The organism is Promicromonospora sp. NPDC110617, from assembly GCF_055598465.1.
Genome location: NZ_JBVKBM010000003.1, coordinates 24,492 through 49,210, shown reverse-complemented (window position 1 = coordinate 49,210; position 24,719 = coordinate 24,492). Strand labels below are relative to the sequence as shown.

Below are 24,719 nucleotides of genomic sequence, written 5' to 3'. Positions count from 1 at the left end.
CGTACCTCTCTGCTCGCCGGAACACTGCTCACGGGAACACGACCGCCCAGTCGTCCTTCATGCTGACGGTCGTCCAGCCGAGCCGGTCGGCCGTCTCCGTGACGGGCTCCGTCGCCTCGAAGGTCTGCGCCTGGCTGGCGTAGGCGAACTCCCGCTCGGGGTCGTCGTGGTCCACCAGCAGGGACAGGTGCGGCCCGTCCGCGGCCGCCGCCCACTCCAGGAGCTCGTGGTCCCCGGCGGAGTTCCCGGCCGCGAACACCGGCGCCCTGCCGAGCTGGGCCTGGATGTTGGTCACCTTGGCGGCACCCTCGTTGACGTCGCCCAGCACGCGGGCGGTGCGCCGCAGCGCGGGGCGGCCGTGCGCGTCCTGCCCGAGCTCGTACGCGATCATGGTGCCGACCACCCGCTCGGGCGGCACGCCGTACAGGTCCTGGCTGACCGAACGCACGAACTCGGTGCCGCCGCCCGTCACCACGCCGACCGTGAAGTCGAGGGCCCGCAGGGCGTCGAGGAGCTCGAGCATCGGCCCGTACCGGACCGCGCTCAGCGGCCGGCCCAGGGTCGGGTGGGCGCCGGTGCGGAGGAACTCGCGCACCTCGCGCGTGAACGCCTGCGGGTCGAGCCCCTGGAAGAGGCCCGCCAGGGCGAGCGCCACGCGGGCCAGCCCGATCTCGCCGACGGCGGCGCTGTCGCCCGCGAGCACGGCACGGAACTCGGCCTCCCCCGCGAGCGACGGGTCCTCCTCCACCCGCCGCCGCAGCGCGTCGACGTAGAACTCGTACTGCACGTACGTGGGCCGTTCGCACCACAGCGTGCCGTCGTTGTCGAAATAGGCGACGCGGTCCTCGGGCGGGATCGTGACGGCGTCGTCGAGGAAACCGAGCAGGGTGTCCCGGGTGCGCCCGGGCCGCCACGACGGGAGCTGGTCGCCGGTCACGGAAGCACCTCCAGGAGCGTGGCCCGGGACGGCGGGACGGCCGCGGCGCCGGCCACCACGCAGCGGAACCCGACGTGGCTCATCCCGGTGTCGACCGCCTGGGGCCGGCGGGCGGCGGGCCGGTAGCGCCGGCAGTAGGTGTCGGCGCAGAGGAAGGAGCCGCCCTTGATCACCTTGCGCGGCACGGCGAACTGCGGCTGGTGCCGGTCCAGGCTGGCGGCGGCGTCGCCGCCCCGGGGATTCACCGGTGCGCAGCAGGCGTCGGGCGCCGCGTCGGGGTGGCGGTCGGTCCACCAGTCCGCCGTCCACTCCCAGACGTTCCCCGCCATGTCGAACAGGCCGTACCCGTTGGGCGGGAAGGACCCCACCGGGGCCGTCCGCGTGAAACCGGACCCGCCGGTGGACCGCCACGGGAAGTCGGGGCCGTCCCACGTGTTCGCCAGGACCTGACCGCCGGGCCGGGCCTCGTCGCCCCAGGTGAAGCCGGCGCCGTCGAGCCCGCCGCGGGCGGCGAACTCCCACTGGGCCTCCGTGGGCAGGTCCGCCCCGGCCCAGGCCGCGTAGGCGGCGGCGTCCTCGTGGGCGACCTGGACCACCGGGTGGTCGCCGCGGTCCTCGATGCCGGACCCGGGGCCCTCAGGCCGGCGCCACGAGGCCCCGGGAACCCAGGCCCACCACTGGCTGAGGTGGCGCAGGTCCACCGGGCCGGGCGTCGGGGTGAACACCATGGACCCGGGCGCGAGGTTCTCGGCCGGGGCGCCGGGGTACAGCGCGGGGTCCAGCGGTCGCTCGGCCACCGTCACGTAGCCGGTGGCCGCGACGAAGGCGTCGAACCGCTCGTTCGTGACGGCGTACCGGTCGATCCGGAACCCGTCGACGCGCACGGGATGGGCCGGCGCCTCCTCGGGGTAGTGGTCGTCGGAGCCCATGCGGAACAGCCCGCCGTCGAGCCGGACGGCGTCCGGCGCGTCGGCGCCCGGCGTGCCGGCACGTGGGTGGTCGGTGTACGCCGTCATGCGCTCGGCGCACCCGCCTTGAGCTTGGCGAGGACCTGGTCGATGCTGAACGACGCCGGCTCCTGGCGGGCGGGGAACTCGGCCAGCGTCTCCAGCATCCGGGCCACGTACGCCTGTGCGGGCACCGCCAGCCAGATGTGGTCCAGCATCCAGTCGAAGTAGGTGTTGGACGTGATGTCCGCGCGTTCGAACGGGTCGGTCCGCAGGTTGAAGATCTTCGGGGCCCGCAGCTCGACGTAGGGCTCCAGCCAGATGTCGAGGGTGCCGGCCGCGCGCTGCTCCAGGAACACCATCTTCCAGTTGTCGAACCGCAGGGCGGTCAGGTCGCCGTCGTCGGACACGTAGAAGAAGTGGTTGCGCGGCGACTCCTCGGCGGCGCCGGTCAGGTAGGCGAGCTGGTCGAACCCGTCCAGGTGCACCTTGTACCGGGTACCGGCCAGGTCGGTCCCCTCGCGCAGCCTGCCCGCGATGTCGGGCTCCCCCACGGCCGCGAGCAGGGTGACGAACCAGTCGTTGTGGCTGAAGAGCCCGTTGAGCAGCGTGCCCGGTTCGACGTGGCCCGGCCAGCGCACCATCGCCGGCACACGGTAGGCGCCCTCCCAGTTCGAGTTCTTCTCGTTGCGGAAGGGGGTCATCCCGGCGTCGGGCCAGCTGTTCATGTGCGGGCCGTTGTCGGTGGAGTAGATGACGATCGTGTTGTCGGCGATGCCGAGCGCGTCGAGCTCGTCCAGCAGGCTCCCGACGACGTCGTCGTGGTCGAGCATCGTGTCGTGGTACTCCGACTGCCACCGCCCGGCACGGCCCTTGCTCTCGGGCTTGCCGTGGGTGCGGAAGTGCATGTGGGTCGAGTTGAACCACAGGAAGAACGGCTGGTCGGCGCGCGCCTTGTCGCGCATGAAGCCGACCGCCGCGTCGCGGAACTCCTCGTCGACGGTCTCCATGCGCTTGCGCGTGAGCGGGCCGGTGTCCTCGATGCGCTGCGTGCCGTCCCCGTTCGCCCAGCAGTGCAGCACACCGCGCGGGCCGAACCGCTCGCGGAAGTCCGGGAAGTCCTCCGGCCTCGGGTAGTCGTCCAGCTCCGGCTCCTCCTCGGCGTTGAGGTGGTAGAGGTTGCCGAAGAACTCGTCGAAGCCGTGTCTGGTCGGCAGGTGCTCGTCGCGGTCCCCGAGGTGGTTCTTGCCGAACTGGCCGGTGGCATACCCCTGGTCCTTGAGCGCCGTGGCGATCGTGGGGTCCTCGGCCTGGAGCCCGACCTTGGCGCCGGGCATGCCGACCTTCGTGAGCCCGGTCCGGTAGGGGTTCTGCCCGGTGATGAACGCGGCGCGGCCGGCGGTGCAGCTCTGCTCGCCGTAGTAGTCGGTGAAGCGCGCGCCCTCGGCGGCGATCCGGTCGATGTTCGGGGTCCGATAGCCCATCACGCCGTCGGAGTAGGCACTGACGTTGGTGATCCCGATGTCGTCACCCCAGATGACCAGGATGTTCGGCTTCTCGGCCACGATGGCTCCTTGAGGGTCGTCGGTGTGCACGCCGCGAGGCTCGGGGCGACCTCCATGCTCGCCGCGCCGCCGACGGCTGGGCTCCCCCAGAACGGGTGAGCTACGTCAGAGCGCGGACATCATGAGGGAGACGGCGAAACCGATCGCCACCAGCGACCCGGTCGCCACGCCCTCCACCTTGTACGACTCGGGCAGGAGCGTGTTCGAGACCATCGCGAGGAGCGCGCCCGCCGCGAAGCCCTGTGCGGCCGCCCCCGTGCGCCCGGTGGCCGGGTCGAGCAGCAGGAAGCCGAGCGCGGCGCTCACCGCGGAGACCAGCACGACGACGGACCACATCCACAGCACCCGCGACCGCGCCCAGCCCGTGGCGCGCAGCCCGCTGGAGGACGACAGGCCCTCGGGGAAGTTGCTCAGGACGATGCCCGCCAGCAGGGCGACGCTGACGTCACCCTGGAGCACCGTCAGGCCCAGCACGAACGACTCCGGGACGCCGTCGAGGACCGAGCCGAAGACGATGGCGAGCGGGTTCCCGTCCGCCTGGGCCCCGTCCGCGTCCTTGCGCCCGCCGCCGCCCTTGCGCCCCAGCCACCAGTCCCCGACGGTGAACGTGGCGGCGCCCAGCAGCGTGAGCAGCCCCACGAGGCCGACCGACGCGGTCTTGACCGCCTCGTCGACCAGCTCGAAGGAGACCGACCCGATGAGCAGGCCGGCGCCGAGCGCCATGACGACCGCGATGAACCGGCGGCTCGGCGCCCCGGCGTAGGCGACGAGGGCGCCGACGACCAGGGCCGCCGCACCGACCGCGCCCCACAGCGCGGCTACGAGCATCGGGCCGGGCCGGTCAGGACGCCGCCGTCGTCCCACAGGTTCATGCACTGCAAAGTAGCCGGACGCCTCCTCCGCCGCGCGGCGAAGGGGCGTCCGGTCGCTCACTCGTAACGCAGCGAGGAGATCGGGTCCTGCCGCGCGGCCCGCAGCGCGGGCAGCGTGCCGGCGAGGAACGCGATGGCCATGACCCCCAGCACCACGGCCGCGACCGTCACCGGGTCGAAGGCGATGAGCGTGAGCCCCGGCAGGTTCGCCAGGAGGTCCCCGGAGATCCCGCCCACGAGCTGCCCGACCCCGATCGCCGCGAGCACACCCAGGGCGCTGCCGACCAGGCCGATGACGACCGCCTCGATGCTGAACAGGGCGAAGACGCGCGGGCTGGACAGGCCCATCGCCTTCATGAGCCCCACCTCGCGGGTGCGCTCCTGGACCGCCATGAAGAGGGTGTTGACGATGCCGATCGCGGCCGCGACCAGGGCGATCACCGCGAACCCGTTGAGCACGAGCACGATGGCGTCGATCACGGAGGTGATCGTGCCGAGCTGGTCCTCCAGCGTGCTGGCGGTGTAGCCGGCGTCCTCCAGCCGGTCTTTCAGGGCCTGGGTCGCCTCGTCGCCCGCCGCGGCGTCGAACGAGACGGACGCCTGGGCGTACCGCGTGGTCTCCGCCGCCGGCGCCCCCGTGGTCTGCAGGTCGTAGAGCGTCTCCGCGAGGGTGTCGTTCGGGATCGCCCCGGCCATGCTGATCACGCCCGGCTCGGCGATGCCGACGACGTCCGCCTCGGTGGTCACCTGCGTGCCCGTGCCGTCGGTGACGGCCAGCACCACGGTCTGCCCGACGGCGTCGGCCGCGCTGCCCAGGCCCAGCGGGTCCAGGTAGCTCTCGGGCAGCACGACCTGCGGGTCGGCGGCGTCGAGGTCGACCTGGGTGCCGGACGCGAGCTCGACCTTCATCCCCGGCACGAACTGGGAGAGGGAGAGCTGGAGCTTGTCGCCGCCGTCGTGCTGGACGTAGTCGGTCGTCACGTTCTTGACCGGCTCGACGGACAGCACACCGTCGATGCCGGCGATCGTGTCGATGTCGTGGTCGGTCAGGGCGGTCGCCGTGGCCCCCGGCGGCCCCTCGACCGCGATCTGGTCGGGGTCGTACTCGGCGGGGCCGCCGTCGGCGGGGGCGTCCTCGTTCGTCGCGGTGACGGTCATGACGTCGTCGACGCCCACCGACGCCACCGTGTCGTCGATGTACCGGTTGATGCCGGTGCCCAGGCCGTTGGTCACCGACAGCGTGAACGCGCCGATGAAGATCGCCAGGACGGTCAGGCTGGTGCGCAGCCGGGACCGGAACGCGTTGCGGAACGCCGTCGTGACGACGTCGAGCGCCCTCATGCCGCCACCTCCGCGTGCGCGGCCACGCGGCCGTCGCGGACGTGGACGCTGCGGTCGCAGCGGGAGGCGAGCTCCTCGTCGTGCGTGACGACCACCAGGTTGATGCCCCGACGCCGGTTCAGGTCGAAGAGGATGTCCTCCACGACGGCGCCCGTGGCGGTGTCCAGGTTGCCGGTCGGCTCGTCGGCGAAGATCACGCGCGGCTCGTTGATCAGCGCCCGGGCGATGACCACGCGCTGCTTCTGCCCGCCGGACAGGTCGTTGGCCCGGTTGCCCGCCTTGTCGTCGAGCTCGAGCTGCGCCAGCGCCGCCAGGCCGCGGGCGGTGCGTTCGCGGCGCGGCACCCCGGCGATCTTGAGCGGGAGCGTCACGTTGTCCAGCACGCTGGCCTGGGCGTTGAGGAAGAACTGCTGGAAGACGAACCCGAAGGCGCTGTTGCGGGTGTGGTTGAGCTGCCGCGCGGACAGCCGCGACGTGTCGGCGCCGTCCAGGGTGATGGTGCCGGAGGTGGGCCGGTCGAGCAGGGCGAGCAGGTGCATCAGGGTCGACTTGCCCGAGCCGCTCTTGCCGACGATCGCCAGGGACTCACCGGGGGCGATGTCCAGGTCGAGGCCCTTGAGCGCCTCGAAGGCGCCGGGGCCGGACCCGTAGGTCTTGCGCAGGTCATGGACGGAGATCAATGGGGAGGCCACGTCGGCCGCCTCTCTCGTGGTGCCGGAGATGTTGACGTGACCGACTCTGGTCCACGGCGGGCGCGCGCGAATCGTCCCAGGGATGACTCCTGTGTACCCCCCTGGTAGTACGTGGGGTCGCCGGAGCGCGGCGGAGCGCTACTCCCAGACGGCGATGCTGCGGCGCACGGGCACGGTCCCGTCGTCCGCGGCGAACAGCTCGGGCGAGCGCTGCCGGGTCTTCTCGATGTCGTCGAAGACGGCGCGCAGGTGCGCCCGGAGGCTGGCGCGGGCGCTGGAGATGTCGCCGGCGACCACGGCGTCGAGGATGGCATGGTGCTCGTCCACGAACCGGCCGACGCCGTTCGTCTCGTGCAGGCCGAGGCGTCGCGCGCGGTCGAGGTGTCCCTTGGCGGCCACGACCGTCGACCAGGCCCTGCCGTGCCCGCTCAGCCGGAGCAGGCCGTGGTGGAACGCCTCGTCGAGCGCGAAGAACGTCTCGATGTCGAGCCCGGGCTCGCGCTGCTGCTCCAGGTTGGCCCGGAGCTCCGCGAGCAGGTCGGGGTCGAGGGTCTCCGGGATGTCGTCGAAGGCGGCCAGCTCGACCGCCTCGCGGAGGAACTGCGCGTCCGCGACGCGTTCGGCGTCGACCCGGGAGACGAAGGACCCGACCTTGGGGAAGACCCGGACCAGGCCCTCCTCCCCGAGCAGGATCAGGGACTCGCGCACCGGCGTGCGGCTCACGCCGAGGGACGCGGCCAGCTCGTTCTCCGACAGGGAGGCCCCCGGCGCGAGCTCCAGCGTGAGCACCTTGCGCCGCAGCGTCTCGTAGACGACGCTCCGGTTCGATCGGGTCGAGGCTTGCCCCATGCCCGGAGTCTAGACGAGACGACGCCGGATCCCGCGCCGGCGACGGTTGACACAGACTTGTGGACGCTGCTTACATACAAGCCCTGCCACACATCGGCCGTCGCAGCCGTTCGGACAACGACGTCAGTCAGAGAAGTCAAGGAGCACCTCCCATGGCGGACACCGCTATGACCTCACCGGGCAACACCTCACCGGGCAGCTCGCCGGGCAACGCCGTCACCCGGTCGACCAAGGACCTGACCCGGGCCGCCGTGTCCGGCTGGCTCGGCACGGCCATGGAGTTCATGGACTTCCAGCTCTACTCGCTGGCGGCCGCGATCGTCTTCAACCAGATCTTCTTCCCCGGCGTCAGCCCCGCCATCGCGCTGATCGCCGCGATGGCCACCTACGGCGTGGGGTACGTCGCGCGGCTCGCGGGCGCCGTCTACTTCGGGCGGATGGGCGACCGGATCGGCCGCCGCAAGGTGCTGTTCCTGACCATCGCGCTCATGGGCGTGTCCACCACGCTGATCGGCGTGCTGCCGACCTACCAGACGATCGGGATCGCCGCACCGATCCTCCTGGTCGCGCTGCGGCTCATCCAGGGCTTCGGCGCCGGCGCCGAGATCGCGGGCGCCACCGTGATGCTCGCCGAGTACGCGCCCGTCAAGCGGCGCGGCCTGGTCGCCTCGCTGGTCTCGCTCGGCACCAACTCCGGCACCCTGGCGGCCTCCGCCCTGTGGGCCCTGCTGCTGGTCGTGCTCAGCGAGGAGCAGCTCCTGTCCTGGGGCTGGCGGCTGCCGTTCCTGCTCAGCTTCGTGCTGATGATCTTCGCCGTCTGGATCCGCCGGAACGTCAAGGAGAGCCCGGTCTTCGAGGCCCGGCCCGACGTCGTCGACGGCGTGGCCCTGACCCGCGCCGAGGTCAAGGAGGCCGAGGCCGCACCCGTGCTGGAGGCCGCCCTCGCCCAGCGCAAGGGCAAGGCGTTCTTCCTGGCCCTGGCCCTGCGGTTCGGCCAGGCCGGCAACTCCGGCCTGGTGCAGACCTTCCTGGTGGGCTACATCGCCACCAGCCTCGCCATGGACCGGGCCCTGCCCACCGAGGCCATCATGTGGGGCTCCATCGCGGGCTTCGTGACCGTGCCGCTGGTCGGCATGCTCGGCGACCGGTTCGGCCGGCGCGCCATCTACACCGCGCTGTCGCTGCTGACCATCGCGTTCGCGTTCCCGATGATGCTGCTCATCACCAGCGGCAGCACCGCCGCCCTGCTGTTCGGGATGATCGCCGGCCTCAACCTCGGCGTGCTGGGCCTGTTCGCCCTGGAGAGCGTGACGATGGCGGAGCTGTTCGGCGCCCGAACCCGGTTCACGCAGCTCGCCCTGTCCAAGGAGATCGGCGGCATCCTCGCCACCGCGATCGGGCCGGTCATCGCCGCGTCGCTGACCGCGGCGACCGGGAGCTGGTGGCCCATCGCGGCGATGCTCATCGTCTACTCGACGATCACCCTGGTGGCGGCGCGCCTCTCCCCGGAGACCCAGGGCCGCGACCTGGTCCAGCTCGAGGACGCGGCATGAGGGCCGTCGTCGTCCACGGCGCCGGCGACCTGCGGGTCGAGGAGCGCCCCGACCCCGTGGCCGGGCCCGGCGAGGTCGTCGTCGCCATGGAGTGGGGCGGCGTGTGCGGGTCCGACGTCGCCTACTGGCGGAACGGCGCCTCCGGCACGGCCGTGCTGCGCGACCCGCTCGTGCTGGGCCACGAGGTGGCCGGGCACGTGGTCGCGAGCGGCCCCGGCGTCACCGGCTGGACGCCGGGCACGGCGGTCACGGTGCACCCCGCCCAGGCCACCGCCGGGTCCGTGCTGCCCGACCGGCTGGCCGGGCGCACCAACCTGCACTCGCAGGTCCGGTACTTCGGGTCGGCTGCCTTCGATCCCCCGACCGACGGCGGGTTCAGCGAGCTGCGGGCCGTCCCCGCGGCACAGCTCCGCCGTCTGCCCGACGGCGTCGGCACCGAGCTGGGCGCGCTGGCCGAGCCGCTCGCCGTGGCGATGCACGCGGTACGCCGGGCCGGCGCCGTCACCGGGCGCGACGTGGTGGTCAACGGCGCGGGCCCCATCGGATGCCTGGTCGTGGCCGCCGCCAAGCACGCCGGCGCCGCCTCCGTCACCGCGGCCGACGTCTCCGACGCCTCCCTGGCCGTGGCCAAGGAGCTCGGCGCCGACCACGTGCTCAACGTGGCGGGCGGCGACGTGCTGCCGCCCGACAGCGAGCTCGTCTTCGAGGCCTCCGGCGCCCCGGCGGCGCTCGGCGGCGTGCTGCGGGCCACGGCCCGCGGCGGCACCCTCGTGCAGGTCGGCAACCTGCCCGGCACGGCGGCGCCCGCCGCGCTCGGCGACCTCGTGACCCGCGAGATCACGTGGATCGGGGCCTACCGGTTCGTCGAGGAGATCAGCGACGCGCTCGACGCGCTGCGCGACGGGCTCGACGTGTCCGGCGTGATCACGCACCGCTTCGGCATCGAGGACGCCGGCGCGGCGCTGGCCGCCGCCGCGGGGCGGGACAGCAGCAAGGTGCTGATCCGGCTGGCGCAGGGCTGACCAGCCGTCGCGCGCGGTGCTGTGGCATCGTGGCACCGCACGCGACGTCGAGGTCTGAGGGGGAACGATGCGTGGTACCGATCTGCTGGCCGACGCGTTCGGCCGGATCCGCGAGACGGTGCACGGGGCGGTCAAGGGGCTGTCCGCGGACGAGCTCGCCTACCGGCCCGACGAGCGGGCGAACTCCGTGGCCTGGCTCGTCTGGCACCTGACCAGGGTCCAGGACGACCACGTCGCCGACGCCGCGGGGACCAGCCAGATCTGGTCCGACGACGGCTGGGACCGCCGGTTCGGGCTGCCGTTCCCGGCGGAGGAGACCGGCTACCGGCACGACCCCGACAGCGTCGCCGCGGTCCGTGTGCCCTCCGGCGACCTGCTCACGGGGTACCACGACGCCGTGCACGACCAGACGGTGCGGTACCTGAGCCGGCTGTCCGACGACGACCTCGACCGCGTGGTCGACGAGTCGTGGGACCCGCCCGTGACGCTCGGCGTCCGGCTGGTCAGTATCGTCAACGACGACCTGCAGCACGCGGGTCAGGCGTCGTACGTGCGCGGCCTCGTGCTGCGGCGGCGCTGAACCTCTCCCGCTCCTCCGGCGGCCGCTCCCCGTGCGCGGGGGCGGTCGCCGGCTGCCGCTGAAGGACCCGCATGCCGTTCACGCTCTCGCACCCCGCCGCGGTGCTGCCCCTGCTGCGCCGCCCGTTCAGCGCCGCCGCGCTCGTGGCCGGGGCGGTCGCGCCCGACCTGCCGTACTTCGCCCGCAGCACGCCGGTCCCCGTGAGCGCCCAGTCCTGGTACGAGCCGTTCCTGAACGCGACGACGTCGCACTCCCTGGCCGGGGCGGTCACGGTCAGCCTGCCGTACGCGCTGGCACTGTACGGGTTCCTCCGGGTGGCGCGGCGGCCGGTCGGGGCGGCGCTGCCCGCCGTCGTGCAGACCGACACCGCGGAGCCCGGCACACCGCGGACGACGGCGCCGGGTGCGCCGCTCGCTCGTGTCGGGTGGGTGCTGCTGTCGCTGGTGATCGGCATCGCCACGCACCTGGTGTGGGACTCCTTCACGCACGGCGACGGGTGGGTGGTCACGCACGTGCCCGTGCTGAGCGCCACGGCGTTCGGCGACCTCACGTGGGCGCGGCTGCTCCAGCACGTGAGCACCGTCGTCGGACTCGTGGTCGTCGCGGTGTACCTGTGGCGGCGCCGGGACCGGATGCCCGGGTGGGGTTCGGGCGCGCGCGGCTCGGCCGGGCACGGCTCGCTCGCCTGGCGGACGACGCGGCGGGGGCTGTGGGCGATCGCCGGCGTCGCGGCCGCCGGCGCCGTGGTGACCACCCTCGGCTGGTGGTCCGACGACAGCGGGCTGGCGCCCCGGGACGTGGTCGAGGGCGTGCTGTCCGACGTCGCGACCGGCGCCGGGGCGGCCCTGATCGGCGCGCTGCTGCTCTACGTCGTGGTGTGGTGGGCGGTGCGGGGGGTGCGGTCCGTCGTCCGGGACGATGCCGCTCAGGGGTGATCCGCGGGGCGTGGGAGCGTCCCGTGCGCGATCAGCTGGTCGTAGACGCGCTCGAACGCGCTCGCCAGCTGCCGGGTCTGCGCGCCCGAGAGCGCATCGAGGAAGACGGAACGCACGAACGCGACGTGGCCCGGCGAGGCCCGGCCGAGCAGGGCACGGCCCTCGTCGGTCAGGGTGACGTCCGTCGCCCTGCGGTCCCGCACGCTCGGGGTGACCTCGACCAGGGTCCGGCGAGCCATGCGCAGCACCTGGTGGGACACCCGGCTGCGTTCGGCACCGATCCGCGTGGCCAGGTCAGAGACGGTCATCCGCCCGTCCGGGTCACTGGTGAGCGCGACCAGGACGTCGTAGTCCGCCAGCGAGACGTCGGCGTCGGCCTGGAGCTGGTGGTTCATCTCGTACCGCAGGCGCAGGTGCACCTTCATGTAGGCGTACCAGGCGCGCGCCTGGTCGTCGTCGAGGAACGCGAAGGGCGACTCCGGAGGGACGTCGTACCCGCCCATGCCGGTCAGCGGAACAGGACGGTGTAGACCTTCGCGAGCAGTCCGTCGCGGACGAAGCCCATGTCCGTCCCGCGGACGACCGGCGGCGCCCCCTCGGGCCCGAGCGCCCACGCCAGGTAGCCCAGGTCCTGCACCTGGTAGAAGTCCCCGTCCGGGCGGAACACGAAGCCCGGCGCTCCGTCCAGGATCTCCCGCACCTTCGTGTCGAGTGCCTCGTGCCCCTCGACCTGGCCCTCGACGTCGGCGAAGACGACGTCCGGGGTGTACGTCCGGCGGATCGCCTCCGCCCGGCGAGCGGGGTCACGTTCGCCGAAGACCTCCAGCAGGTTGGCGCGCATCAGCTTCTCGAGCCCTTGGTCCGACATGACACCCCTCCAGATTTACGTGAAGTTTCACTCAAAGTAGGTGTCCGCACGCCGATCGTCAAGCCGATTGTGCGTTGACGCACATTCTGCGGTTCGTCGCGCGGCTTCCGCCCGACCTCGGTGGAATGGTCCCCGAACGGGAGGGGATGGACCGGTATGACTGCCGCACGCGCGTTGCAGCTCGACGACTGGGTGGTGCACCGGCCCAACGTCGTACGCTCCGTCGCAGCACGCGTACCCGGCATCGACGCCGAGGAAGCCACCAGCCGCGCCCTGGAAAAGATGGTCCGGATCGTCTCCACCGGCGGCACCATCGAGGACCCGGCCCCGTACTGGCGGCGGGCCGCGGTCAACGAGGCCATCTCGATGACGCGCGAGGCCGGGCGTGCTCGTCCGGTCGAGGACGACACGCTCGCCGCCCTGACGCCGCCGGTGGCCGGGGCCGAGCTGGACGCCGAGCGGCAGGCCGACGTCTCGATGCTCCGCTCGGCCCTGTCGGACCTGGCCGACGACGACCGCAAGATCCTGCTGGACCGGCACGTCCGTGACATGGCCGTCGCCGACATCGCCGGCGACCTCGGGGTGCGTCCGCACGCCGTGACCATGCGGCTGCGCCGCGCCGAGGAACGCCTCGCCGGCGCCTTCGCCGCCGCCCACGCCCAGGAGGTCAACGAGCCCGAGTGCCGAGCGACCCGCGCCGCCATGCACGACTACCTCAAGGAGCGGCTGCTCCCCCGGCGCCGCACCCGGGTCGAGGCGCACATGGACGGCTGCGCCGAGTGCACGCGCGCGTTCGTCGACGTGCGCGAGGTCTCGTGGATGCTCCGCGACCTCGGACAGCACCTCGTGGCGGGCGCCGTGGCGACGGGTGCGCTGGGCGCCGCGGTGGCGGGGGCCGCCGGGGCGGGCGCGGGGGCGGCGGGGGCCGCGGGCGCCCAGAAGCCCGCGTTCGGGAAGAAGGAGGCCGCGATCGTGGCGGGCGTGCTCGCCGCGCTGGCGATCGGTGGGGGTGCGGCGGCGCTGGTCGCGGGCCAGCCCGACGACCCCCCGGCCGCCGAGTCGGCGGCGAACCCGGGTGCTGACGGCGGCGCGGGTGGCGGCAGCGCGGGCGACGGCGGCGCGGGTACGGGAACCGCGAACGGCGGTGGGACCGGTGGTGGTGCCGAGGCCGGTGAGGACGGCGGCAGCGGCGCGAAGGGCGACGCCGGTGCGGACTCCGGCAGCGGATCCGGCCCAGCCGATCTGCCGGGTGCAGCCGTCGCGGACACGGTGACGGGGTGGCTGGCCGACCTCGGGATCCCGGTCGGCACGTCCGAGGAGCCGGGCGGCGCGTCGGGGCACGGCTCGACCGACGAGACCGCGCACCGCGCCGGGAACAACGGCGGTGGCGACGACGGCGACGGTGATGGCGGCGGCGGTGATGGCCGCGGCGGTGACGGTGACGGAGCGAGCAGCGCCGACGGGTCGCGGACGCACCTCGGCGCTGAGATGACGAGCTGGTTCACCCGGCTCAGCATTGCGGGCATCCCGGCGTTCCTGCTGCTTGTCTTCCTGCTCTGGCTCTGGGACCGCTGGACGCGCGCCGACGACTGACCGCCGCTCCGCACCAGCGCCGTGACGACCGCGCCGGTTCGGAGTTCGGAGCGGCTGGGGCGAAGAGTGGTGCGGAAGGGGTGGCCGGGTGGGCTGAACTTCGATCGGCTGTGGGTCGCGTTTGCTGGCTGCGCCGGATAGTCCGGCCTGGATGAACGAGGTGGGGCCGGACCGAGCGAAATACAGCCCACCCGACCACCCCGCCCGACGGCGTGTCCACCTCCGGGCAGGCAGCTCGGCGGTCCGGAGGCCCGGCGGCCCGCAGCCCGCCGGACCGAGCAGGCCGAGCAGGCCGAGCAGGCCGAGCAGGCCGAGCAGGCCGAGCAGGCCGAGCAGGCCGAGCAGGCCGAGCAGGCCGAGCCCATCAACCAGCGGGCGGACCGGACGAGGAGGCAGCACAGTAGGACAGCACGGCAGCGCAGCGGACAGCAGGACGACACAGCGACCACAGCAGGGGGAAGCATGCAGATCGATCTGACCGGCAGGACCGCGCTGGTGACCGGCTCGACCCAGGGCATCGGGCGGGCGATCGCCGCGACGCTCGCCGACGCGGGCGCCCGGGTGGCGATCAACGGACGCCGCTCCGACGGCGTCGTCGCCGCGATCGACGAGCTGCGGGAGGAGTCGGCGGACCGCGACCTGGTCGCGGCGACCGGCGACGTCACCGACGCGGCGGGGGCCGCGCAGGTGCTCGCGGCCGTGGGCGACGTCGACGTGCTGGTCAACAACCTGGGCATCTTCGGCAGCGTGCCACCCCTGGAGATCGACGACGACCAGTGGCGCCGCTACTTCGAGGTCAACGTGCTGGCGGCGGTCCGCCTGATCCGCGAGACACTGCCCGGCATGACGGCGCGCGGCTGGGGACGGGTGCTGAACATCGCCAGCGACTCCGCGATCGTCATCCCGGCCGAGATGATCCACTACGGCGTCTCCAAGACGGCGCTGCTGGGCGTCTCCCGCGGCTTCGCGAAGGAGGCGGCGGGCACCGGCGTGACGGTCAACTCCGTCATCGCCGGCCCCACCCACACCGGCGGCGTCGAGAACTTCGTCTACGAGCTCGTGGACGAGACCCTGCCCTGGGACGAGGCGCAGCGGGTGTTCATGAAGCTGTACCGCCCGCAGTCCCTGCTGCAGCGGCTCATCGAGCCGGAGGAGATCGCGAACATGGTCGCCTACCTCAGCTCGCCGCTCGCGTCGGCGACCACGGGAGCCGCCGTCCGGGTGGACGGCGGCTACGTGGACTCGATCGTGCCCTGAGACCGGTCAGGCCCAGAGGAAGGGCACGACCATCGTGAGCAGCGTGACGACCGGACCGATGACCACCATCGACAGGCCCCAGATGGTGAGGTTCCGGTTCACCGTCGGCCGGTCGTGCTCCACCGTCGAGGCGACGATCGTCGCGCCGGTGGTGCCGAACGGTGCGCAGTCGACCAGCGAGGCCGAGATCGCCAGGGCGTAGATGAAGCCCGTCATCTCCAGGCCGCCGCCGGGCACGAGCAGCGGCACGGCGAGCGGGATGAGCGCGCCGATGATGCCGATGGTCGACGCGAACGCTGAGACCAGGCCCGCCACGATGCACAGCACGAGCGCCGCGACGAGCGGCTCGCTGACCGAGCGCGCGGCCTCGCCGAGCTGGTCGATCGCGCCGAGCCGCGTGAGCACCTCGACGTACGTGATGATGCCGCCCAGCAGCAGGATGGTGCTCCAGTCGATCCGCGAGATCCCGCGGCGTCCGACGCCGGGGTCCACGAGCGCGAGGATCACCGCGATGGTCAGCGCGACCACGCCGAGGTTGATGTCGACGTCGAGCGTGGTGAGCAGGAAGAACCCGCCGATCAGCACCAGGATCGAGACGATCACGAGCACCTGCATCGCCGTGATCTTCGCCGGCGCCTTGGTCTCCGTGCGCTCCAGCGTGGCGACGCCGCCGCCGGAACCGCCCGCCGCGCCGCCGGACCCGCCGACGCCGCCGCCCGCGCCGCCGTCCGACGCCGAACGGGCCAGCCGCGTGCGCTGGATGAGCTCGCGCCCGCCGAACAGGAAGAAGGCGGCGAGCACGACCAGGGCGTTGACGCCGACGGACAGGCCGAACATGAGGCCCGCGTCGTAGGGGATGTCCGCGCTGGAGGCGACGGTCTGCACGGTGATGCCGACGATGCTGGTGGGCGCGAGCGCGCCACCGACGATGGCGGAGCTCATCGCGATGCCCATCATGGTGGAGCTGATGCGGTGGGTCGCGGCCAGGCTCATGGCGATCGGCACCACGGCGAACGCGGCGTGCGAGGTGCCGAGGCACGCGACGCCGGTGGCGATGAGCCACAGGCCCCAGGGCAGCAACGCGACGCGGTCGCCGATCAGCCCGAGCGAGCGGTCCACGAGCCAGTCGATGGTGCCGGTCTCGCGCGCGATGCCGAACAGGTAGGTGATGCCCACCAGGATGATCAGGGCGTCGACGGGGAACCCGCCGAGCACGTCGTCGAGGCCCTCCCCCACCACGCCGATGCCGACCACGAAGGCGGCCACCAGTGCGAGCGCGCCCATGTGGACGTTCCGCAGCGCGGAGATCCCGAAGACGAGCGCGAGCCCGATCAGGGCGACGATCTCGGCGGTCATGCCGTCAGCTCCTTGGGTGAGCGTGCGGACTGCGTGCACGGGGCGAGAATCGTCATCGATCGTCTCCGTTCGTGGTGGTGCCGGTGGTCTCGGCGGGTGTGGTCCCGGCGGTGCCCGCCAGGTAGGCGGCGAGCGCGGGCGCGTCGACGCCGTCGACGTCGGCCAGGCCGATCAGGGTGCCCGCGGCGACGGGACGCGCGAGGCGCGCGCCGTCGAGCAGGTAGTAGGGGGCGACACCCTCAGCCGGGTCGATCAGCACGGGGGCGACCCCGGCGATCTCGTGGTGGTGGCCCTCGACGCGCAGCGTCGTGCCGACCGCCAGGTCCTCGGCCGCGCGGGCGGCGAGCAGCGTGGTCCAGGCCGGCCGCGGGGCCGGCACCCGGTCCGCGGCGGCGTGCACCGTGAGCGGCGTCTCGACGCCCATGTAGTGGTACGGCCAGTAGACGCAGGCGTACTTCCCGTCACGGCTGATCACGTGACCCTTGCCGCGCAGCAGCTCCCAGGTGGCCGGGTCGCCGGTCCGCACCACGGCGAACACGCCTCCGGCGAAGCTGGCCTCGCCCGGCAGCCGGAGCGCCGAGAAGACGTCGACGACGCCGTCGTGGGTCAGGATGCCGCCGTCCGCGCGCGCCGCGTAGATGTCGGCGAGCTCCGCGATGCGGGCCACGGGGTAGTGCATGGCCTCGACGTCGGCGCGCGTGCCGGTGCGGGTGGCGACCACGGTCATCTCGCACGCGTCGGCGGCGGCCGCCCGCTTGAGGCCGCGGACGGCGTCGGCGCGGCGGGCCAGGGTGCCCGCGACGTCGTCGCCGAGCTCCAGCAGGTCGAGCAGCGCCGGGGCCTCGACCGTGACCCCGGCCTGCGTGACGCGGCCGGTGGCCGGGTCGAGCTCCAGGTCGTACTCGCCGGACTTGCCGATCGCCACGATGTCGAGCCCGACCGCGCTGACCCAGTCGACCAGGCGCAGCAGGTTGGCGGGCTGGTCGCCGTCGCCGGGCAGGTAGCTCAGGCCGTTGGCGGCGGCGCGCGCGCCGAGGTCGGCGCCCACGACGGTGTCGACCTCCTTGCTCACCATGACCACGTGCGTGCCGTGCTCGAGGGCCGCCGCCGCGTAGCCGAAGCCCGCCGCGACGCGGCCGCAGGCCTCGACCAGGACGTCGACGCCGGACCAGTCCAGGGCGTCGGCCGAGGCCACGAGCGCGACGCGGTCCTGCTCGACCAGGCGCGCCGTGGTCGCCGGGTCTGCGGACTCGACGGCCTGGTCGGCCGGGTAGCCCAGCTCGTCGAGCATGCGCCGCACGCCGGCGACGTCGGGGTCGACGAGCACCGCCGGGCGGATCTCGGGCGTCAGCGCGAGCTGCGCCAGGAACGTGCGCCCGTAGCCGCCGTTCGCACCCGTCAGGGCGACGCGGAGCGGGGCTCGCGTCCGGGAGGCGTGATTGAGGATCACCGTTGTTCCGATCGTCGTGCACCCGCTCGGCGTTCGAGCGGGCTGGCGGCAACTGTGCCACAGTTTCTAACATCGTCCAACTTCGCATCAAATACTCACACGGTGTGAGAAGATCTGAGCATGCTCGGATCCATCGCCGACGACTTCACCGGCGCCACCGACCTCGCGACCATGCTGCGCACGTCCGGTCACCGCGTCTCCGTGGTGATCGAGGACGGCACACTCTCCCCCGCCCAGCTCGCCGAGGTCGACGCCGTCGTCGTCGCGCTCAAGACGCGCACCGCGCCCCGCGCCGAGGCCGTGGCGGCCTCGCTCGACGCGGTTGCCCGCCTGCGCTCGTGGGGCGCCGACCGCTTCTACGTGAAGTACTGCTCCACGTTCGACTCCACCGACGAGGGCAACATCGGCCCGGTGCTCGACGCCGTGGCGCACGCCGTGGGCGCGGAGCGCGCCGTCGTCGTGCCGTCGCTGCCCGCCAACGGCCGCACGGTCTACCAGGGGCACCTCTTCGTGGGCGGCGACCTGCTGGAGAACTCCTCGATGCGGCACCACCCGCTGACGCCCATGACGCGCTCGCGCGTCGCGGACCTGCTGCGCCCGCAGACCACGCACGACGTCGGGGAGCTGCCGCTCTCCACCGTGCACGAGGGGGCGGACGCCGTCCAGGGCGTCCTGGACGCCTCGGCCGCCCGGTACACCGTGGTCGACGCGATCACCGACGGCGACCTGGCGACGATCGGTGCGGCCACGGCGGGCGACGTCCTCGTCTCGGGCGGGTCAGGCCTGGCGCTCAGCATCCCCGGGCCGCGGCTGCCCGACGCCCTGTGGTCGGCCCCCACGTCAGGACGCGGCGCCGTCCTGTGCGGCAGCGTGTCGACGACGACGCTCGCCCAGATCGCCCACGCCGCACGGACGCAGCCGGTGCGGCTGATCGACGTCGCGGCGGCGGTCACCGACGAGCAGGCCACGATCGCGGAGCTGGCCGCCTGGGTCGAGCAGCAGTCCCCTCAGGCGCACCCGGTGGTGTGCGCGGCGCGCGAGCGTTCGGACGTGCGGTCCCATCTCGACGGCGTCGAGGTCGCGCCCGTGGTCGAGCGGGTGCTCGCCGGAGTGGCGCGGCGGCTCGTGGAGCGCGGGCTCGTCACGGCCCTGATCGTCGCGGGCGGCGAGTCCAGCGGCGCGGTGGTGCGGGCGCTCGGCGTCGGCGCGCTGCACATCGGGCCGGAGCTGGCCCCCGGCGTCTGCTGGGCGGCGGGGGACGTCGACGGCGACCCCGACCAGAACGTGGCGCTGGCGCTCAAGAGCGGCAACTTCGGCGGCGAGGACCTGTTCACCCAGGCGTGGGAGGTGCTGGCATGAGCGTCTCGACCGACCCCGTGGCCGCGCTGATCGAGGCCGGCCGCCAGCTCGTCGAGGCGGGGCTGAGCCCCGGCAGCAGCGGCAACGTGAGCGTCCGCGACGGCGACCGCATCCTGATCAGCGGCACGGGCACCTCGCTCGGCCGGCTGACGCCCGACGGGATCGCGGAGGTCGCGCTCGACGGCACGCACCTGGGCGGCGCGCGCTTCTCCAAGGAGACGCCCCTGCACACCGCGTTCTACCGGCGCGAGGACGGTTACCGCGCGGTGGTGCACGTGCACTCCCCGCACGCCGTGGCGCTGGCCTGCCTCGCCCCGTGGGCCGGGCACAACGCGGTCCCGCCGCTCACGCCCTACTTCGTGATGCGGGTGGGGCAGACGCCGCTGCTCCCCTACCGGCACCCGGGCGACCCCGCGCTGGGCGACGACCTGCTGGCCGCGCCGTGGCCGCTGCGCGCCGCGCTGCTCGCCAACCACGGCGCCGTCGTCGCCGGGGCGAGCCTGGACGAGGCGGTCGACCGCGCCACGGAGCTGGAGGAGGCGTGCCGGATCGCCCTGCTCACGGCGGGTTCCGAGCGCCGCGAGCTGGCGCCCGGACGCATCCGCGAGCTGGCCGACCGGTGGGGCAGCCCGTGGACGCCGGAACCCTAGACTGACGCGCAGGAGGCGATGATGGCGAAGACGACGGCGCTGATCCCGGAGCAGCGCAGGCAGCAGATCCTGCGGCATCTGCGCACGGAGCAGGTGCTCAGCTACCGGCAGATCACCGAGCTGCTCGGCATCAGCCAGATGACCGCGCGCCGGGACGTGGCCCTGCTCGCCGAGCAGGGCCGGGTGCGCGCGACGCAGGGCGGCGCGACCCTGGTGACCCGGCTGCTGAACGAGCCCCGGCGCGCCGAGAAGGCGGTGACCGGGCTCGCCGAGAAGACCGCGATCGCCCGCGCGGCGGCCGAGATGGTCACCGACTCGATGACGCTCTACCTCGACGCCGGCACCACGGTGCAGGCGATGCGCCCGTTCCTGGAGGAGCGCACCGGGCTCACGGTCGTCTCGAACGACCTCAGCACGGTGCTCGCGTTCCTCGACCACCCGAGCGTGGACCTGATCAGCGTGGGCGGGCGCGTGGACCCTGACAACCAGTCGACGATCGGGCGGCTCGCGGCCCTGACGCTCGCGGAGCTGTCCCTGGACATCGCGTTCCTGTCGTCGAGCTCGTGGGACGCGCGCCACGGCGTCACCACGCCGGTCGAGGCCAAGATCGAGGCCAAGCGCGCCGCCATGGCCTCGGCGACCACGACCGTGCTGCTCGCCGACAGCGGCAAGTTCGGCAGCTATGCGAAGTACCGGGTGCTGTCGCTGGACGAGCTCGACACGGTGGTCTGCGACCTGGCGCTCGACGACGCGGACGCCGAGCGGATCGAGGCCCTGGGCGTCGACGTCGTCCGGGCGCCGCTGTCCTGAGGCAACCCGCCGGCCCGTGTCCTAGAGGTAGCGGGCGTGCAGCTGGCCGCACGCCGCGTCGATCGTCGTCCCGAGCTGACGACGCCGGGTGGCGCGGACCCCGCGGGCCGCGAGGCCGCGCACGAACCCCTCGACGAGCCGCGTCGACGGCGCCCGGTAGGCCGGGTCGGCGCCGGCCGCCTCGTTGTACCGGATGACGCTCACGTGGAAGAGCTCCGGCCGGGACCGCTGCCGCACCAGGTCGGCGAGCGCGTCCAGATGGGCCTCGCCGTCGTTGACGCCGGCGATGAGCAGGTACGCGAGGTACACCTTGCGCCGGGTCGTGCGCACGTGCCGGTCAAGGATCGCGAGGTTGTCCGCCAGGGGGTACCGGCGTTCGAGCGGGATGAGCTCGGCCCGCTGGCCGGGGAAGGGCGAGTGCACGGACAGCGTGAGGGTCACCTGCGGGTGCTCCGCGACCAGCCGGTCGAGGTTGGGGGCGAACCCGACCGTCGAGACGGTGATCCGCCGCGCCGACAGCCCGGCGTAGCCGGGGTCCGTGAGCAGCGTCAGCGCGTCGAACACGTGCGGGTTCGCCAGTGCCTCACCCATCCCCATGAAGGCGACGCTCGCGGGCCGGGGCAGCCCCTCGCGCGTCCAGCGCGGGTGCATCACCTGGGCGGTGATCTCGTCGGCCGTCAGGTTGCGGACCAGCCCGACCGCGCCGGTCGCGCAGAACGTGCAGCCCAGCCCGCACCCGGCCTGCGACGACACGCACATCGAGTCCCAGCCGGTCCGGTAGTGCGACACCACCGTCTCGATGCGCGCCCCCGACTCCGCCGCGAAGAGCACCTTCTCGACGTGGTGGTCACGCTGGACCTCGACGGCGGTGAGCGGGTGGAGCCGTGGTCCGAACCGTTCGGCCAGGTCGGCGCGCAGGCCCGGCGGGAGGGCGCGGACGTCGGCGAACGTCTCCGCCGTCGACCCCTGCCAGGCGTTGATGACCTGCCGGAACCGGAAGTCCGGGTGACCGGTCGCGGACAGGTGGTGGCGGATCCGCATCCAGCGGCTCCGGGCGGTCAGGTCGACGGCGGTGGAGGTTCGATGCTGCATGGACTGCCTTTCGTGAGCGGTTGCCGATCAGCGGGGCTGAGGGCGCGACCGACCACGGGCAGGGCCCAGGGACGCGAGGGTCGACGGCGGCAGGGCAGCACGAGGCAAGCCGGGTACCGAGGGGGCACGGTCGACCTGACGCGGGACCGTGCGAGAGAGGTGTCGACAGAGCGCGCACGAGACCATGACCGATGGCCGGTGCGTCGCGAACGTGCCGAGGTGGCTCTGGCCGGGGGGCGGGTCCGGCCCGCGCCCTGCGCGTGGAGTACCACCGGCAGTTCGGCGGCTAGAGTCTGTCGACCTCGATCATGATGTGCGGCAACGTACCAGCGGGCCGTGCGGCGTCCCCAGGGTTTTTCCCGGCTCCACGCGGGCCGCTCCCGGGTGTTCGGCGCACGCCGCGCGGTAGCCTGGCGGGATCGCCACCACGAACCGTCCCGGGACCGCGGGCGAGCTGCTGACCCTCGCGGTCGGCGAGCTGGTGCGCCGGATCCACGACGACGTCCCCGCCGCGCTCGCCGACGAGCCGGACGCCGTGCACCGGCTGCGCACGTCGGTGCGGCGCCTGCGCAACGTGCTGGCCGCCTTCCGCCGGTACCTCGACCGGGACGCCGCGGCCGCGCTCCGGTCCCGGCTCAAGGAGCTCGGCGACGTGCTGGGCACGGCGCGCGACCTGGAGGTCCGGGCGCAGCAGGCCGCCGCCGCGGCCGACGCCGCGGGCCTGGACGACGCCGCGCGCTCCGCACTGGTCGACCCGCTGCGGGCGGCGCACCTGCACGCGCACGCCGCGGCCGTGCGCTGGATCCGGTCGGAGCGCAGCCGCGACCTGGACCGGCTGCTGGCCGAGTGGGCGGCTCTGCCCCGGCTCGGCGACCGTGCGGCGCAGCCGGCCAGGAAGGCGGCCCGCCGGACCGTGCGGCGGCAGGCGAGGCGCACCCTGGACGCCGCGCCCCGGCTCGCGGACCCCGAGGCCGCCCACGAGCTGCGCAAGGCGGCGCGCCGGCTGCGGCACACCTGCGACGCGACCACCCGCGAGCCCGTCGGCCTGCTGGGCCGAAGGACCAAGGACCTCGGCGACGTCGGCCACCGGATCCAGTCCGTGCTGGGCGACCACCGCGACGCCCTGCTCCTCGCCGAGCACGTCCGCGACCACGCGCGGGTGCGCACGGACGACGCCCGCGCGTACGACGCCGTGGTGGATTACTGCCAGGCCCGTGCCCTGTCGGCGCTGGCGACCCTCCCGGCGGTGCTGGGCGACCTGGAGCGCCGGACCCGCGGCTCCTGACTCACTCGGGGACGTCGTCCACCGCCGCCGCAAGGCGCGCCGCCAGCGTCGCGACCGCGGCCCGCAGCTCCGGGCCGTCCTCGACCCGGAAGGCGAACGGCACGCTCGCCAGCCACTCCTGCGCGTACATCGCGGGGTTGCGGGTGGTCCCCGTCAGCACGCACCGCTGCTCCCCCGCGGCCTCGAGGCGGCCCATCTGCGCACCGACCCAGGGGGCGACGTCGGCGAGCGGGGCGTCGAACACGACCCGCGTGGTGAACTGCCAGCCGGTGCCGAGGTGCTCCTCGAGCGTCCCGACGGGGTCGAGGTCGGCGGGCGGCTCGAACGGCCGGTCCGTGTGCTCGACGGCGAGCACCCGGTCCACGCGGTACGTGCGTACGGCGTCGGCGCGGTGCGAGTGGCACAGGAGGTACCAGCGCCCGTAGCGGACGACGACGGCCCAGGGGTCCACCTCGGCGACCCACTCGCTGCCGGACTCGCCGCGGTAGGTGACCAGCACGCGCCGTCGGACCGCGACGGCGGCGACGAGCTCGCTGGTGACGGCCGTGTCCGGGCGGGCCGCGTACCGGTCCGGGGCCGCGGACGCGTACTCGCGCAGGGTGGCGGCCTGCCGGCCGACGTCCTCGGGCAGCGCGCGGATGACCTTGCCGAGCGCGGTGCTGACGAGGTCGTCGGCCTCGGGGTGGCTGTCGAGCACCGCCATGACCAGGCCGAGCGCCTCGGTCTGCGTGAAGGTGACCGGCGGGAGGCGGGTTCCCCGCCCGAGCCGGTAGCCGCCGTGCGGCCCCCGGGTCGAGGTGACGGGGATCCCCGCCTCGCGCAGGATCTCGACGTACCGGCGGGCGGCCCGTTCGGTGACGCCGAGCCGGTCGCCGAGCTCGTCCGCCGTCGTCCCCGGGCGCGTCTGCAGGATCTCCAGGGCGCGCAGCGCGCGGGCGGTGGGGCTGGTCTCGGACGGCACCCCTGCAGGCTAAGCGGTCAGCGCACGACGGCCTCAGCGCACGACGTCGAAGACCTGCTTCTGGATGCCGTTGCTGTACGCCTCGTGCTCGACCAGCCGGAGCTTCTGCGCGGGCTTGTCGGTGTCGCTGAACAGCGGCTTGCCCTGGCCCAGGAGCACCGGGAAGACGAGCAGGTGGTAGGAGTCGACGAGCCCCGCGTCGGCGAGCGCCCGCGTCAGCGACACGCTGCCGTGCACCTGGATCTCGCCGCCGTCGGTCTCCTTGAGCCGGGCGACGTCGTCCAGCGAGCGCAGGATGGTGGTCTCGCCCCAGCCGTCGGTCAGGTCCGCGTCGGTGAGGGTCGTGGAGACGACGTACTTGGGCAGCTCGTTGTAGCGCGTGAACTCGGCCATGTCCGGCCAGACCGGTGCGAACATCTGGTAGCTGGCGCGGCCGAGCAGCAGTGCGCCGGCCTCCTCCTGCTCCCGGCCCTTGAGCTCGTAGGCCTCGGGGACCATGTCGACGGTCTTGAAGGTCCACGCGGTGTCGTGCAGCCCGGGGTCGCCCCCGGTGGGGTCGACCTTGCCGTCGAGCGAGACGAAGTGCGTGGCGACGATGGTGCGCATGCGGTGGATCTCCTGTCGTGGTGGCCGCGCGGTGCGGCGTCCTGCGGGCTGGTTCTACGGGGTTGGACGGGAGCGTGGCAGCAAAGTCATCGGCTCCGCGCGCGATTTTTTATCCGGAAGCAGAACGTCCGGAACCAGT

24 protein-coding genes are annotated in these 24,719 nt (G+C 73.4%); 10 read left to right on the top strand and 14 right to left on the bottom strand.

Annotation, left to right across the window (positions count from 1 at the left end; translation table 11 throughout):
- Window positions 1-28: 28 nt before the first annotated feature.
- The 7 genes from ACZ7LE_RS17915 to ACZ7LE_RS17885 form a co-directional block, all read right to left on the bottom strand.
- Window positions 29-937, bottom strand: coding sequence for a haloacid dehalogenase-like hydrolase (locus ACZ7LE_RS17915; protein ID WP_470404611.1), 909 nt, complete (start codon window positions 935-937; stop codon window positions 29-31).
- Complete coding sequence (locus ACZ7LE_RS17910) at window positions 934-1,953, bottom strand: formylglycine-generating enzyme family protein (protein ID WP_470404610.1); 1,020 nt, start codon at window positions 1,951-1,953, stop codon at window positions 934-936. Before ACZ7LE_RS17910 ends, ACZ7LE_RS17915 begins: the two co-directional genes overlap by 4 nt.
- On the bottom strand, window positions 1,950-3,449 hold the full coding sequence (locus ACZ7LE_RS17905) for an arylsulfatase (RefSeq protein WP_470404609.1): 1,500 nt from the start codon (window positions 3,447-3,449) through the stop codon (window positions 1,950-1,952). The genes ACZ7LE_RS17910 and ACZ7LE_RS17905 overlap by 4 nt, the downstream gene beginning before the upstream one ends.
- 105 nt (window positions 3,450-3,554) lie before the next feature.
- Window positions 3,555-4,277 carry a ZIP family metal transporter gene (locus ACZ7LE_RS17900; protein WP_470404608.1) on the bottom strand — a complete coding sequence of 241 codons (723 nt, stop codon included), beginning with the start codon at window positions 4,275-4,277 and terminating at the stop codon, window positions 3,555-3,557.
- Window positions 4,278-4,378: 101 nt separating this feature from the next.
- Window positions 4,379-5,662 (bottom strand): ABC transporter permease, encoded by a 1,284-nt coding sequence (locus ACZ7LE_RS17895; protein WP_470404607.1) that lies wholly within the window; start codon window positions 5,660-5,662, stop codon window positions 4,379-4,381.
- The gene (locus ACZ7LE_RS17890) at window positions 5,659-6,354 is read right to left on the bottom strand and encodes an ABC transporter ATP-binding protein (RefSeq protein ID WP_470404606.1); all 696 of its coding nucleotides are present in this window, start codon (window positions 6,352-6,354) and stop codon (window positions 5,659-5,661) included. Before ACZ7LE_RS17890 ends, ACZ7LE_RS17895 begins: the two co-directional genes overlap by 4 nt.
- A 138-nt stretch (window positions 6,355-6,492) precedes the next feature.
- Entirely contained in the window at window positions 6,493-7,203 is a 711-nt protein-coding gene (locus ACZ7LE_RS17885; protein WP_470404605.1) for a GntR family transcriptional regulator, read from the bottom strand.
- Between the two features lie 167 nt (window positions 7,204-7,370).
- Here ACZ7LE_RS17885 and ACZ7LE_RS17880 point away from each other — a divergent pair, with 167 nt between their 5' ends.
- The 4 genes from ACZ7LE_RS17880 to ACZ7LE_RS17865 all read left to right on the top strand — a co-directional run bounded on the left by ACZ7LE_RS17880 (window position 7,371) and on the right by ACZ7LE_RS17865 (window position 11,293).
- Window positions 7,371-8,756 (top strand): MFS transporter, encoded by a 1,386-nt coding sequence (locus tag ACZ7LE_RS17880; protein ID WP_470405311.1) that lies wholly within the window; start codon window positions 7,371-7,373, stop codon window positions 8,754-8,756.
- Window positions 8,753-9,778 (top strand): L-idonate 5-dehydrogenase, encoded by a 1,026-nt coding sequence (locus tag ACZ7LE_RS17875; RefSeq protein ID WP_470404604.1) that lies wholly within the window; start codon window positions 8,753-8,755, stop codon window positions 9,776-9,778. The genes ACZ7LE_RS17880 and ACZ7LE_RS17875 overlap by 4 nt, the downstream gene beginning before the upstream one ends.
- A gap of 67 nt (window positions 9,779-9,845) precedes the next feature.
- Window positions 9,846-10,358, top strand: a complete 513-nt coding sequence (locus tag ACZ7LE_RS17870; protein WP_470404603.1) for a mycothiol transferase — start codon at window positions 9,846-9,848, stop codon at window positions 10,356-10,358.
- Window positions 10,359-10,429: 71 nt separating this feature from the next.
- Window positions 10,430-11,293, top strand: a complete 864-nt coding sequence (locus ACZ7LE_RS17865) for a DUF4184 family protein (protein WP_470404602.1) — start codon at window positions 10,430-10,432, stop codon at window positions 11,291-11,293.
- On the opposite strand, the gene ACZ7LE_RS17860 is transcribed toward ACZ7LE_RS17865, so the two are convergent.
- Together ACZ7LE_RS17860 and ACZ7LE_RS17855 are read right to left on the bottom strand one after the other, a co-directional pair.
- Complete coding sequence (locus tag ACZ7LE_RS17860; protein WP_470404601.1) at window positions 11,284-11,796, bottom strand: MarR family winged helix-turn-helix transcriptional regulator; 513 nt, start codon at window positions 11,794-11,796, stop codon at window positions 11,284-11,286. The genes ACZ7LE_RS17865 and ACZ7LE_RS17860 overlap by 10 nt on opposite strands.
- Window positions 11,797-11,801: 5 nt before the next feature.
- Window positions 11,802-12,161 (bottom strand): nuclear transport factor 2 family protein, encoded by a 360-nt coding sequence (locus ACZ7LE_RS17855; RefSeq protein ID WP_470404600.1) that lies wholly within the window; start codon window positions 12,159-12,161, stop codon window positions 11,802-11,804.
- A 156-nt stretch (window positions 12,162-12,317) separates the two neighbouring features.
- On the opposite strand from ACZ7LE_RS17855, the gene ACZ7LE_RS17850 reads away from it, so the two are divergent.
- Together ACZ7LE_RS17850 and ACZ7LE_RS17845 are read left to right on the top strand one after the other, a co-directional pair.
- On the top strand, window positions 12,318-13,754 hold the full coding sequence (locus ACZ7LE_RS17850) for a zf-HC2 domain-containing protein (protein WP_470404599.1): 1,437 nt from the start codon (window positions 12,318-12,320) through the stop codon (window positions 13,752-13,754).
- A 462-nt stretch (window positions 13,755-14,216) separates the two neighbouring features.
- On the top strand, window positions 14,217-15,011 hold the full coding sequence (locus ACZ7LE_RS17845) for an SDR family NAD(P)-dependent oxidoreductase (RefSeq protein WP_470404598.1): 795 nt from the start codon (window positions 14,217-14,219) through the stop codon (window positions 15,009-15,011).
- 6 nt (window positions 15,012-15,017) lie between these two features.
- Here ACZ7LE_RS17845 and ACZ7LE_RS17840 read toward each other — a convergent pair whose 3' ends face one another.
- Together ACZ7LE_RS17840 and ACZ7LE_RS17835 are read right to left on the bottom strand one after the other, a co-directional pair.
- Complete coding sequence (locus ACZ7LE_RS17840; RefSeq protein WP_470404597.1) at window positions 15,018-16,367, bottom strand: SLC13 family permease; 1,350 nt, start codon at window positions 16,365-16,367, stop codon at window positions 15,018-15,020.
- Between the two features lie 52 nt (window positions 16,368-16,419).
- The gene (locus ACZ7LE_RS17835) at window positions 16,420-17,817 is read right to left on the bottom strand and encodes a homoserine dehydrogenase (protein WP_470404596.1); all 1,398 of its coding nucleotides are present in this window, start codon (window positions 17,815-17,817) and stop codon (window positions 16,420-16,422) included.
- 120 nt (window positions 17,818-17,937) lie between these two features.
- Here ACZ7LE_RS17835 and otnK point away from each other — a divergent pair, with 120 nt between their 5' ends.
- From otnK to ACZ7LE_RS17820, 3 genes are read left to right on the top strand one after another with little or no spacing between them, the layout of a single operon-like run.
- Window positions 17,938-19,176, top strand: coding sequence for a 3-oxo-tetronate kinase (otnK, locus tag ACZ7LE_RS17830; RefSeq protein ID WP_470404595.1), 1,239 nt, complete (start codon window positions 17,938-17,940; stop codon window positions 19,174-19,176).
- Window positions 19,173-19,826, top strand: a complete 654-nt coding sequence (locus ACZ7LE_RS17825; protein WP_470404594.1) for a class II aldolase/adducin family protein — start codon at window positions 19,173-19,175, stop codon at window positions 19,824-19,826. Before otnK ends, ACZ7LE_RS17825 begins: the two co-directional genes overlap by 4 nt.
- A 21-nt stretch (window positions 19,827-19,847) precedes the next feature.
- Window positions 19,848-20,636, top strand: a complete 789-nt coding sequence (locus tag ACZ7LE_RS17820) for a DeoR/GlpR family DNA-binding transcription regulator (protein WP_470404593.1) — start codon at window positions 19,848-19,850, stop codon at window positions 20,634-20,636.
- Between the two features lie 21 nt (window positions 20,637-20,657).
- On the opposite strand, the gene ACZ7LE_RS17815 is transcribed toward ACZ7LE_RS17820, so the two are convergent.
- Window positions 20,658-21,728 (bottom strand): radical SAM protein, encoded by a 1,071-nt coding sequence (locus tag ACZ7LE_RS17815; protein WP_470404592.1) that lies wholly within the window; start codon window positions 21,726-21,728, stop codon window positions 20,658-20,660.
- Window positions 21,729-22,209: 481 nt separating this feature from the next.
- On the opposite strand from ACZ7LE_RS17815, the gene ACZ7LE_RS17810 reads away from it, so the two are divergent.
- The gene (locus ACZ7LE_RS17810; RefSeq protein WP_470404591.1) at window positions 22,210-23,013 is read left to right on the top strand and encodes a CHAD domain-containing protein; all 804 of its coding nucleotides are present in this window, start codon (window positions 22,210-22,212) and stop codon (window positions 23,011-23,013) included.
- A 1-nt stretch (window position 23,014) separates the two neighbouring features.
- On the opposite strand, the gene ACZ7LE_RS17805 is transcribed toward ACZ7LE_RS17810, so the two are convergent.
- Together ACZ7LE_RS17805 and ACZ7LE_RS17800 are read right to left on the bottom strand one after the other, a co-directional pair.
- On the bottom strand, window positions 23,015-23,974 hold the full coding sequence (locus ACZ7LE_RS17805; protein WP_470404590.1) for a helix-turn-helix transcriptional regulator: 960 nt from the start codon (window positions 23,972-23,974) through the stop codon (window positions 23,015-23,017).
- A 33-nt stretch (window positions 23,975-24,007) separates the two neighbouring features.
- A complete protein-coding gene (locus ACZ7LE_RS17800) occupies window positions 24,008-24,580 on the bottom strand; it encodes a dihydrofolate reductase family protein (protein ID WP_470404589.1) in 573 nt (190 codons plus the stop codon).
- Window positions 24,581-24,719: the final 139 nt, after the last annotated feature.

What these genes read in the sequence shown, in the direction of transcription:
- ACZ7LE_RS17910 (WP_470404610.1), bottom strand. Translation starts at nt 1,953, where the DNA reads ATGACGGCGTACACCGACCACCCACGTGCCGGCACGCCGGGCGCCGAC.
- ACZ7LE_RS17900 (WP_470404608.1), bottom strand. Translation starts at nt 4,277, where the DNA reads ATGCTCGTAGCCGCGCTGTGGGGCGCGGTCGGTGCGGCGGCCCTGGTC.
- ACZ7LE_RS17895 (WP_470404607.1), bottom strand. Translation starts at nt 5,662, where the DNA reads ATGAGGGCGCTCGACGTCGTCACGACGGCGTTCCGCAACGCGTTCCGG.
- ACZ7LE_RS17885 (WP_470404605.1), bottom strand. Translation starts at nt 7,203, where the DNA reads ATGGGGCAAGCCTCGACCCGATCGAACCGGAGCGTCGTCTACGAGACG.
- ACZ7LE_RS17880 (WP_470405311.1), top strand. Translation starts at nt 7,371, where the DNA reads ATGACCTCACCGGGCAACACCTCACCGGGCAGCTCGCCGGGCAACGCC.
- ACZ7LE_RS17875 (WP_470404604.1), top strand. Translation starts at nt 8,753, where the DNA reads ATGAGGGCCGTCGTCGTCCACGGCGCCGGCGACCTGCGGGTCGAGGAG.
- ACZ7LE_RS17870 (WP_470404603.1), top strand. Translation starts at nt 9,846, where the DNA reads ATGCGTGGTACCGATCTGCTGGCCGACGCGTTCGGCCGGATCCGCGAG.
- ACZ7LE_RS17865 (WP_470404602.1), top strand. Translation starts at nt 10,430, where the DNA reads ATGCCGTTCACGCTCTCGCACCCCGCCGCGGTGCTGCCCCTGCTGCGC.
- ACZ7LE_RS17860 (WP_470404601.1), bottom strand. Translation starts at nt 11,796, where the DNA reads ATGGGCGGGTACGACGTCCCTCCGGAGTCGCCCTTCGCGTTCCTCGAC.
- ACZ7LE_RS17855 (WP_470404600.1), bottom strand. Translation starts at nt 12,161, where the DNA reads ATGTCGGACCAAGGGCTCGAGAAGCTGATGCGCGCCAACCTGCTGGAG.
- ACZ7LE_RS17850 (WP_470404599.1), top strand. Translation starts at nt 12,318, where the DNA reads ATGACTGCCGCACGCGCGTTGCAGCTCGACGACTGGGTGGTGCACCGG.
- ACZ7LE_RS17845 (WP_470404598.1), top strand. Translation starts at nt 14,217, where the DNA reads ATGCAGATCGATCTGACCGGCAGGACCGCGCTGGTGACCGGCTCGACC.
- ACZ7LE_RS17840 (WP_470404597.1), bottom strand. Translation starts at nt 16,367, where the DNA reads ATGACCGCCGAGATCGTCGCCCTGATCGGGCTCGCGCTCGTCTTCGGG.
- otnK (WP_470404595.1), top strand. Translation starts at nt 17,938, where the DNA reads ATGCTCGGATCCATCGCCGACGACTTCACCGGCGCCACCGACCTCGCG.
- ACZ7LE_RS17825 (WP_470404594.1), top strand. Translation starts at nt 19,173, where the DNA reads ATGAGCGTCTCGACCGACCCCGTGGCCGCGCTGATCGAGGCCGGCCGC.
- ACZ7LE_RS17820 (WP_470404593.1), top strand. Translation starts at nt 19,848, where the DNA reads ATGGCGAAGACGACGGCGCTGATCCCGGAGCAGCGCAGGCAGCAGATC.
- ACZ7LE_RS17815 (WP_470404592.1), bottom strand. Translation starts at nt 21,728, where the DNA reads ATGCAGCATCGAACCTCCACCGCCGTCGACCTGACCGCCCGGAGCCGC.
- ACZ7LE_RS17800 (WP_470404589.1), bottom strand. Translation starts at nt 24,580, where the DNA reads ATGCGCACCATCGTCGCCACGCACTTCGTCTCGCTCGACGGCAAGGTC.